Source organism: Synechococcus sp. R5-12 (assembly GCF_047502655.1).
In the GTDB taxonomy this organism is placed as follows: Bacteria; Cyanobacteriota; Cyanobacteriia; order Thermostichales; family Thermostichaceae; genus Thermostichus.
The window spans coordinates 1-7985 of sequence record NZ_JANSIM010000215.1; the positions used below are offsets into that span (position 1 = coordinate 1).

9 protein-coding genes are annotated in these 7985 nt (G+C 58.8%); 5 read left to right on the forward strand and 4 right to left on the reverse strand.

What is annotated here, in order from left to right:
- The first annotated feature begins 33 nt into the window (after positions 1–33).
- Positions 34–369: an SOS response-associated peptidase family protein gene (locus NW843_RS11040; protein ID WP_414522961.1), complete on the forward strand. Its 336-nt coding sequence runs from the start codon at positions 34–36 to the stop codon at positions 367–369.
- On the opposite strand, the gene dprA is transcribed toward NW843_RS11040, so the two are convergent.
- The gene (gene dprA / locus NW843_RS11045; protein ID WP_414522962.1) at positions 308–1480 is read right to left on the reverse strand and encodes a DNA-processing protein DprA; all 1173 of its coding nucleotides are present in this window, start codon (positions 1478–1480) and stop codon (positions 308–310) included. The two genes, NW843_RS11040 and dprA, sit on opposite strands and share 62 nt — an antisense overlap.
- Before the next feature lie 63 nt (positions 1481–1543).
- On the opposite strand from dprA, the gene NW843_RS11050 reads away from it, so the two are divergent.
- Both NW843_RS11050 and NW843_RS11055 read left to right on the forward strand, forming a co-directional pair.
- Positions 1544–1789 (forward strand): hypothetical protein, encoded by a 246-nt coding sequence (locus NW843_RS11050; protein ID WP_414522963.1) that lies wholly within the window; start codon positions 1544–1546, stop codon positions 1787–1789.
- Positions 1782–3236 carry a sodium:solute symporter family protein gene (locus tag NW843_RS11055; RefSeq protein ID WP_414522964.1) on the forward strand — a complete coding sequence of 485 codons (1455 nt, stop codon included), beginning with the start codon at positions 1782–1784 and terminating at the stop codon, positions 3234–3236. Before NW843_RS11050 ends, NW843_RS11055 begins: the two co-directional genes overlap by 8 nt.
- 24 nt (positions 3237–3260) lie before the next feature.
- On the opposite strand, the gene NW843_RS11060 is transcribed toward NW843_RS11055, so the two are convergent.
- Complete coding sequence (locus NW843_RS11060) at positions 3261–4085, reverse strand: lysostaphin resistance A-like protein (protein ID WP_414522965.1); 825 nt, start codon at positions 4083–4085, stop codon at positions 3261–3263.
- Positions 4086–4099: 14 nt separating this feature from the next.
- Positions 4100–4381 carry an ATP-dependent Clp protease adapter ClpS gene (gene clpS, locus NW843_RS11065; RefSeq protein WP_011432326.1) on the reverse strand — a complete coding sequence of 94 codons (282 nt, stop codon included), beginning with the start codon at positions 4379–4381 and terminating at the stop codon, positions 4100–4102.
- A gap of 284 nt (positions 4382–4665) precedes the next feature.
- On the opposite strand from clpS, the gene NW843_RS11070 reads away from it, so the two are divergent.
- Both NW843_RS11070 and NW843_RS11075 read left to right on the forward strand, forming a co-directional pair.
- A complete protein-coding gene (locus NW843_RS11070; RefSeq protein WP_414522966.1) occupies positions 4666–5004 on the forward strand; it encodes a hypothetical protein in 339 nt (112 codons plus the stop codon).
- 155 nt (positions 5005–5159) lie between these two features.
- The gene (locus tag NW843_RS11075; RefSeq protein ID WP_099812809.1) at positions 5160–5519 is read left to right on the forward strand and encodes a hypothetical protein; all 360 of its coding nucleotides are present in this window, start codon (positions 5160–5162) and stop codon (positions 5517–5519) included.
- 55 nt (positions 5520–5574) lie between these two features.
- On the opposite strand, the gene NW843_RS11080 is transcribed toward NW843_RS11075, so the two are convergent.
- A complete protein-coding gene (locus tag NW843_RS11080; protein WP_414522967.1) occupies positions 5575–7740 on the reverse strand; it encodes a glycosyltransferase family 2 protein in 2166 nt (721 codons plus the stop codon).
- Between the last annotated feature and the right edge of the window lie 245 nt (positions 7741–7985).

Sequence of the window (7985 nt, forward strand, 5' to 3'; positions counted from 1 at the left end):
TTCCTGAACCATGTTCAGGAGAGTTCAGCGTGAATGTATCAGGTGGAAACCTGTGCCATCCTCAACACTGCCGCCAACCGTCTGATGCAGCTTTTTCACGAGCGGATGCCCGTGATTTTGACGGAAAACGACTACGACCTCTGGCTGGATCCCCAGGTGCAGGATCCCAAGCTGCTTTTGCCCTTGCTCCGCCCCTACCCAGCAGAAGCCATGGCGGCTTATCCGGTCAGCACCTATGTGAACAACCCCCGCCACGAGGATCCCACTTGCCGTGCTCCTATCGGAGAAGCAGTGCAGGGATCCAGCCTCAGCGAGCCCGCTGGTAGCGCATCCCCGGCAGTTGTACCAGCCAGCCTTCCAATTCCATAAGCAGCAGGGTACTGGAAAGGGTGGCAATATCCATCTGGCTAGCCTGGGCCAGGGCATCGAGGCTGAGGATGCCCTCCCCTAGCAGCTGCCAGAGCAGTTGCTGTTGGGGATCGCTGGGGCCAGTGGACGAGGGCTGCTTTAGCACAGGGGATCCCTGGAGGAGGCCCAAGTCTTTCAACAGCTCCTCGATCCCCAGGATCATGCCGGCGCCGTCGCGGATGAGCTGCAGGCAGCCGCGGGCTGCTGCCGTGTCGATGTTCCCCGGCAGGGCATACACTTCCCGACCGTAGTGGTTGGCCAGGTGAGCAGTAATTAGCGCTCCCGAGGTTTCCGGAGCCTCCATCACCAAAGTGGCGCGGCAGAGGCCGGCAATGATGCGGTTGCGCTGGGGAAAATGCTCCTTGGCCGGTGGCGTGCCGGGGGGATATTCGCTGAGGATGGCCCCTTGGGCCAGGATGCGCCGGTAGAGAGCTTGATGGTGAGCTGGGTAAACTTTGTCCACCCCCGTTCCCACCACGGCCACCGTCTTGCCGCCAGCATCCAGACAGGCCTGGTGGGCAATGCCGTCGATCCCCGTTGCCAGCCCCGAGACCACCACACAGCCAGCTTCCGCCAGGGCAGCGCTGACTTTCTGGGTCCACTGTCGACCGTAGGCCGTAGGGGCGCGGGTGCCGACGATGGCAATAGCCGGCTGTTGCCAATTGGGACATTCTCCTAGGGCATAGAGAATGGGCGGGGGATCTGGCACCTCCCACAGCAGCGGCGGATAGTCCGGATCTGCAGGCGTGAGAAAGGGGATCCCCGCTTTGAGGGTTTCCTCCAGGATCTGCTCGGGATCAAGGCCAGGACGGGCAGAGACAATAGCCTGGGCCAGGGTGGGGCCAATGCCTTCCACCTGCCGCAGGGCCGGGGCATCCGCTTGCCAAGCCCGCTCCAGGGATCCGAAAAACTCCGCCAGCCGCTTGAGCCGGTGGGGGCCAATCCCTTTGATGCGGGCCCAAGCTAGCCAGTAGGGCCGCTCCCGTTCTTCATGGCCTGGCCCACGGGAAGGCTCCCTCTTGCCAACAGGATCTGAAGGGGAAAGGGGAAAAGACAATTTAGCTCTGCGCAACAGTGGCTGTATCTTAAATAATCGGCAAAAGGAACCCGTGGCAAAAAATCAGGAGATGGGCAGATGTCAGGGTTGGATCCCGGCGGTAACCTTCAGGGATCAAGGCCCCTGCGGTTTGGACGGATGCGGCAGGCTTGGGTGTGGGGGGCCTATCCCCTGCTGTGGCTGTTGACCTGGGCAGGGATCCGCTCTGCCCAGCCGCAGGTATTGGGGATCCCTGCTTGGTACTGGGGGGCAGGGCTGGCCGTGCTGCTGCTGGTGCCCTTGAATCTTTACATTGTGCGCGTTTGCTGGCCTGGAGATGACTGACAGCATTTTAAGTTTGGGTGTGGTGGGGGTGTACTTGCTGCTGCTGGCAGCCATCGGCTTCTGGAGCTATCGCCACAGCGGCCAGGATCCGGTGAGCTATTTTTTGGCAGGGCGGGGGTTGGGATCCCTGGCTCTAACCTTGACGACGCTGGCGACGCTGCTCAGTGCCTTTACCTTCATTGGGGTGCCGGCAGATGCCTATACCCATGGCCTGGGAATCTTCCTGGGGGTGGGGGTGACCACCGCCCTCATTTCGGGGCTGTTTTTGTGGGTGGGCTACCGGGTATGGCTAGCAGCCCAACACTTTGGCTTCATCACCCCTTCGGAGTTCTTCGGCCATCGTTTTCAAAGCCCCCTGTTGGCGTTGTTGTATTGCCTGAGCGCTTTGGTGTTTACAGCCCCCTACATCAGCATCCAGATCATTGGCGGGGCCCGAACCCTAGCGGCTGTCTTGGGGGAGGGGATCCCCTACTGGCCCTTGGCAGTGGTGGTGGCCTTGGTGATCCTGGGGTATGTGCTCTTTGGCGGATCCCAGGCGGTGGTCTGGACGGATGTGGTGCAGGGGATCATCTTGATTCTGGGGATGGGGGTGGCCTTTGTTGCAGTGGCTTTCTCCCTAGGGAGAGAAGCGGGTAGCGAACTGGATCCCTGGCTGAGCTTGCCCGGCCCCCAAGGACGCTGGAGCTGGCAAGGGTTACTCGGCAATCAACTGCTGTTTTTCATGGCCACTCCCCTTTTCCCACAATTTTTCCAGCGCTTTTACATGGCCAGGAGTGCTCATCCCTTCAAGACCCTGATGGTAGTCTGGCCGCTGCTGATTCTGCTGGTCTTTTTCCCGGCAGCTCTTCTTGGGGTTTGGGGCCGCCTGGCTTTTCCCGGCCTGGAGAAAGCGGACCAGATCATGCCCCTGATGTTGCAAACTCTGCCCGGCGGTGTGGCAGCGGTGGTGATTACAGCAGCTCTGGCCGCCCTCATGTCCACGGCAGACTCACAGCTCCTTACGGCCAGCTCGTTGGTAACGCGGGATCTGGTAGTGACCCTCTTTAGACGCCAGCTTTCCCCCCACCAAGAAGAACAATTGGGACGCTGGGTGGTGCTGGGGATCGGTTTGGCCTCTTTTGCCATTGCCCTTAACCCGCCGGGGCTGATTGTGGAGATCGCCACCTGGAGCTTTCAGGGAAATGCCATGCTGTTCCCAATCCTGATAGCCGGTCTGTACTGGAAGCGGGCTACCCGCGCTGGGGCTGTAGCCGGGGCCCTCGTCTCCAGTGGCCTGACTTTAGGTTGGCTGTCGGGTCTGTTGCCGCGGGCTTGGACAGGGGGCTGGTTACCCGTAATCCCGGCAGTGGTGATCGGCAGTGGGGTGTTAATTGGCGTAAGCTTGCTTACCCAGCCGCCCAAGGAGCAGGTGACCGCCTACTACGAGGAAGGGCCTTGGGGAGAGTAGGTTATTCTTTATCGATCAGCTCAATCAACGCTTTTCCAGGTCTGCCGGTAGCCAGCCAGCTTGAGCCAGGCCGTTGAGAAATGCGAAAGTCCCTCCTAGAAAAAGCAAGCCCATCAGGCCCGCCAAGGGGTTGCCGCCGATCCCGGTCAGCCACTCGGGCACCCTGCCGGTGTACTCAATCCAGGCCAGATTGTTGACCCAGGCCATGCCCCATACCCAACCCGCGTGCAGCCCTAGGCTAAGGCCCAGCTTGTTTTGGTTCCAGACCCTCGCCTGCACCAGCAGCAGCCCCATCAGCCACAGTCCGGGAAATTGCGGCCAGGTGGCGAGAATCTCAGGCAAAGGCTTCAGGAAATGGGCCATAGCAAACAGGAAGCTGGATCCCCACACCGCAGTGCTGCAACCGTAGTCCAGCAGCATCTCCTGCAGCAGCCAGCCGCGAAAAAACAACTCCTCCGCCAGCGCCACCCCCAAGCCCAAAAGCAACCCCAGCAACCCATAGACCAGCAGGGATCCCCCTCCTACCGCCCTCCAACTCAGCCAACCCAGGGATCCCTCCAGGCCCAAAAGCAAGAAAAGCCCCCCGACCCCGATCCCCAGGCCCCACAGGATCCCGCCTCGGCAAGGCCAACTGCCATCCAGTCCATAGGCGGCAAACCCGGATCCCCACACCCATAGCCAGGCTAGCAGCAGGGCATACAGGAGCAGCCACAGGTAGGCTCGCGCTTCCGGAAAAAACCACCCCCCCAGCCCGACCCACGGCAGCCAGGCTAGGAGGGGGATCGCCAAGAAAAGCAGCAGGCGCAGCAGAAATGGACAAGCCCTCAGCTTGGAGATCGGCAGGCCCATCCAACCCGCCCCGCCTAGCGTTCCGGCTCAATGGAGCTGGTGAGGCCGTGCTGACGCAACTGCTCACAGTAAAACTCCGCGTGCTCCCGCGGCACCACGATCACCACAGCAACGCCGTTGTGGTGGGCTTCCAGCATGATCTCAGTGGCTTGCGGCGGCATCATCGCCGGGATCACCTTGACCAGCACCTGCACCACGTACTCCATGGTGTTGACATCGTCGTTGTGCAGCAACACCCGGTACATGGGCATGTGCTTTGGGGTTACAGAAGGCTTGACCAGGGTCTCTGTAGCCACAACGATCCCTCCTTCGGCAGGGTCAACAAGAAGTCTAAGGAACGCAAAACCGCAAAAATGGGGCAAAAGCAGGAAAAACTGTAATGAAATTTTAGCCTTCTCAGCAAGCTCTGTGAAAAGGCCGTGGGGAACCTGGGCGCAGGGGTCAGAGCCGTTAAACCAACCCTAACCCAGCCTTCACCTGCCCACAACCTCAGCTTGGGGGCAAAAGTGCTTGACTAAAAAGGCGATTGGCCTTTGTTGCGGATCCCTTTACATTTGCCTGCGTCCCTGAGGTGGGCCCTATGAGTTCCCTGCGTTCCCGTCGCTTTTTCCTGCAGTTGCTGATGTTTGGGGGTGGGGCAGCCGCCCTGGCTGCCTGTGGAGGCACCTCCAGTTCCTCCATTCCCCCCCTGGGAGAGCCTGGATTTCCCCAAGGGGTATTTGCCGGGGATCCCACCGCAGAAGGGGCGGTGCTTTCCACGCGGGTGATCCCGGCCAGTGCAACAGACACGGTTGCGGTGACGTTGCAGGTGGCTGAATTTGCCGCAATGAGAAGTCGGCCAGACCGATGCGGGAGCTTCGCCGGATTTCCGGTCAGAATTGAGGGATCCCTGCTCTACTCGGGATCCCTTTTTTTGTAACTCTTTTTCGCGATTTTCAGCATGAGATTCTTAAGATCCTTAACGTGATCTGAATCATTCGGGAGAAACGGATCTGGGTGCTAGAGTGTGGGCGTTGAGGTGGATCCCTGTAGAAAATCTATTCTTTCTCCGTTTTTCAGTAGGAGGGCAGTCTTATGGCTTCGGTGCGGGGCTGGTTGGTGGCAAGCTTAATAGGAGCGGCCACAGTTATCGGGGGCGCTGCCGCCTGGGCTCAGAGCCGTAGTTTGTGGCTTCTTAATGGACAATCGACCGTAGTTACAGGCTATTTCTACCGAGGTGAAAACATCTGGGCGCAGTGCGACCAGGATTGCTTCGATGTGGATCTGGTGCTTTACGATGCCAGCGGTCAGGTGGTGGCTGCAGACGAACTGTTGGACGATTTCCCCATCGTGCAGGCGCCCTACGAGGGCAACTTTTCTGTCAAGGTGATCATGGCTAGCTGTCTCCACCCCAGTGGTTGTGCTGTGATCGTAGACTCGGACTACAGCTTCTAGAAGGGTGCTGGCTGTCCTCACTTCGCTGCTACTGCTTAGGAACTCAGTCCGTAGCCTAGGCTGCTTTGTGAGCAGCTTCCTGGACTTTGGCGTGGGTAAACTTGCTCAGGCCGTGGATGGTCTTTTCCCAGTAGAAGGGCTTGGTAAAGAGCTGCCACAGGGCCATGTAAGCTGCCATAGAGTGCAGTTGCCAGTAGATGGGGTTGAGCAGGGCATAGAAGGCCAGATCGTAGTACCCTCGCCGGAAAACAGCCACCAAGTTGAGGTAAATCCCAATGGCATTGCCCACCAGGAGGTTAAACAAGCCCAGATAAACCAGCCAACTGGGGAAAATGTTTTGCAGCCAATGGGCGCGGGTGAGCAGCCAGTAAATAAACAGCAGCCACATGATGGGGCTGGTGAGAAAGGTAAAGAAGCTGCCCCCGATAAAAAATTGGTAGGATAGCCAGTTTTTGAGGCCCAGCTTGCGCAAGGAGCGCAGGGGGTTGCGGTTGTGGACCAGCCAAGTTTGCATGTAGCCCTTGATCCAGCGGGAGCGCTGCCGGATCCAGTTTTTAACAGCGCAGTTGGCCTCTTCATAAGTGGTGGAGTTGATCACCCCCACCGTATAGCCGTGCTGGCTGGCGCGGATGCCTAGATCTGCGTCTTCGGTGACGTTAAAGGGATCCCATCCCTGCAGCTCCCGCAGGCGGTCGGTGCGAAAGTGGTTGCTAGTGCCTCCCAGGGGGATGGGCATTTTCAGAGTTTCCAAACCCGGCAGAAGATAATCAAACCAATAGGAATACTCCAGGGTGAACATGCGGGTGAGGAAGTTCTCGTTGCGGTTGAAATAGTTGAGGGCGGCCTGGACGCAGACCAAGCTGGGATCCCCTTTTCGGAAGGCAATGACTGCTTTTTTGAGTTGGTCTGGATCTGGAATGTCTTCAGCGTCGTAGATGGTGAGGTATTCGCCACGGGCAAAAGCCAGGCCGTAGTTGCAAGCTTTGGGCTTGGTCTTGGGCTTGCTATCTGGCACGATGAGCAGGCGCACGTAGCGGGGGGGCTTGGCAGCCCGGGCCGCCTCAATGGTGGCGCGGTCGTTTTCTTCTAGCAAGATGAGCACATCTAAGCGCTCATGGGGGTAATCCAGCTTGGAGAGAGACTTGATCAAAATCGGCATTACTTCCGGTTCTTTGTAGACCGGCACCAGGATGGTATAGATAGGCAAGTCGCGATCATCCAAAGCGGCTACTTCCTCATCGGTAATCTGGTGGAAGCGATCGGCGGATCCCACTAGGCTGAGCAGCAGTTTGAACAGGATCGAAGCGACGTAAAAAAGATTGATCAGCAGCACCAAAATGGTCAGGGTCGTCCAGGGAGCAGTGGCCAATCCCCAAAGCAACAGCAGCAGCAGGCCATAGCCCACCGCAATCTGGGAGGGGGTAAACACCCGCGAGGCCGATTCCTCCGGCAGGCGGGCCATCAGCTTGTACACCGCCTCTTGGCTGAAGCGGGATCCCTGGTCTTGGCTGAGCAGTTGCGTGATATCCTGCTCGGTGCCCAGCACCTTTTCAATCCGCAAGCCTGGCCGCCAGCTGTAGAGCAGCTCATCCACCGTCCAGTCCAGGGGGTCATTGACCATCACTGTAAGGGTGTGCTCATCCGTCCAGCTCAAGGGGTAGAAGAGGTGGCGCATCATCACCTCGGGATCAAACTGCCGGCTCAGGCTCTCGTCGCGGTGGAGCAGCCCTGTCCCCATTAGTTCTGAGACAGCGGGGTAGCCCAGCAAATGGGCTAGGATGCTGAGATACTCGGGGGTGGAGAGGTAGCTCAGCCGGGTCAGCACCTGCCCCAGGCTGGAGCCGGTGCGGCGGCGGATCTCCAAAGCCTGCTGCCACTGCTCTAAGGTAAGACGGCTGCCCAGCAGCTCGGCGGCCAGCTTGCGCTCAAGGATGACCGTCAGGATCTGCTTTTCAGTGGCTGGGATCTCCCAGAGTTTTTCTGCTTCCGGGCACAGGTGTTTCACAGACTGCCAAATGGCGGGGAAGCCCGGCTCTTCTGTGGCCACCACAACAGTTTGCGGGTCGAGCCAGCCACAGGGCAAAAAGCGCACCGGCACCAAATCAATAGGCTCAATCAGCCAAGGCAGCTCTGGATCTAGGGAGTGCTTGAGCAGCCAGTCTCTCAGCCTAGGCCGGTCCAGAATCTGGCGACACAAGTTGACAAACTTGCCCGGGTGCATGACTCGCAAGCTCCAAAGAGCCCTAGGCAAGGAGCAACTAGCTGCTTCGCGATACTCCTCAGCCTCAGCCAATTGCTGCCGGGTAAGGTAGCCTGTGCGCAAAAGCGAGGATTTGAGGGACTGGAGCATGGAGCGTGGCTGGAAACCCTATTCGCGCAAGTGGGACGGAGTCCTTGCTTGACTCAAGTCTGGTTTAACCGGAAGTCCTGATACATTTACGCTGAACACTGCTGAACATCACTGTT

Excerpts from the sequence above, each read along its gene's own strand:
- NW843_RS11040 (WP_414522961.1), top strand. The coding sequence starts at position 34 with ATGTATCAGGTGGAAACCTGTGCCATCCTCAACACTGCCGCCAACCGT.
- NW843_RS11050 (WP_414522963.1), top strand. The coding sequence starts at position 1,544 with ATGTCAGGGTTGGATCCCGGCGGTAACCTTCAGGGATCAAGGCCCCTG.
- NW843_RS11055 (WP_414522964.1), top strand. The coding sequence starts at position 1,782 with ATGACTGACAGCATTTTAAGTTTGGGTGTGGTGGGGGTGTACTTGCTG.
- NW843_RS11060 (WP_414522965.1), bottom strand. The coding sequence starts at position 4,085 with ATGGGCCTGCCGATCTCCAAGCTGAGGGCTTGTCCATTTCTGCTGCGC.
- NW843_RS11070 (WP_414522966.1), top strand. The coding sequence starts at position 4,666 with ATGAGTTCCCTGCGTTCCCGTCGCTTTTTCCTGCAGTTGCTGATGTTT.
- NW843_RS11075 (WP_099812809.1), top strand. The coding sequence starts at position 5,160 with ATGGCTTCGGTGCGGGGCTGGTTGGTGGCAAGCTTAATAGGAGCGGCC.
- NW843_RS11080 (WP_414522967.1), bottom strand. The coding sequence starts at position 7,740 with ATGCACCCGGGCAAGTTTGTCAACTTGTGTCGCCAGATTCTGGACCGG.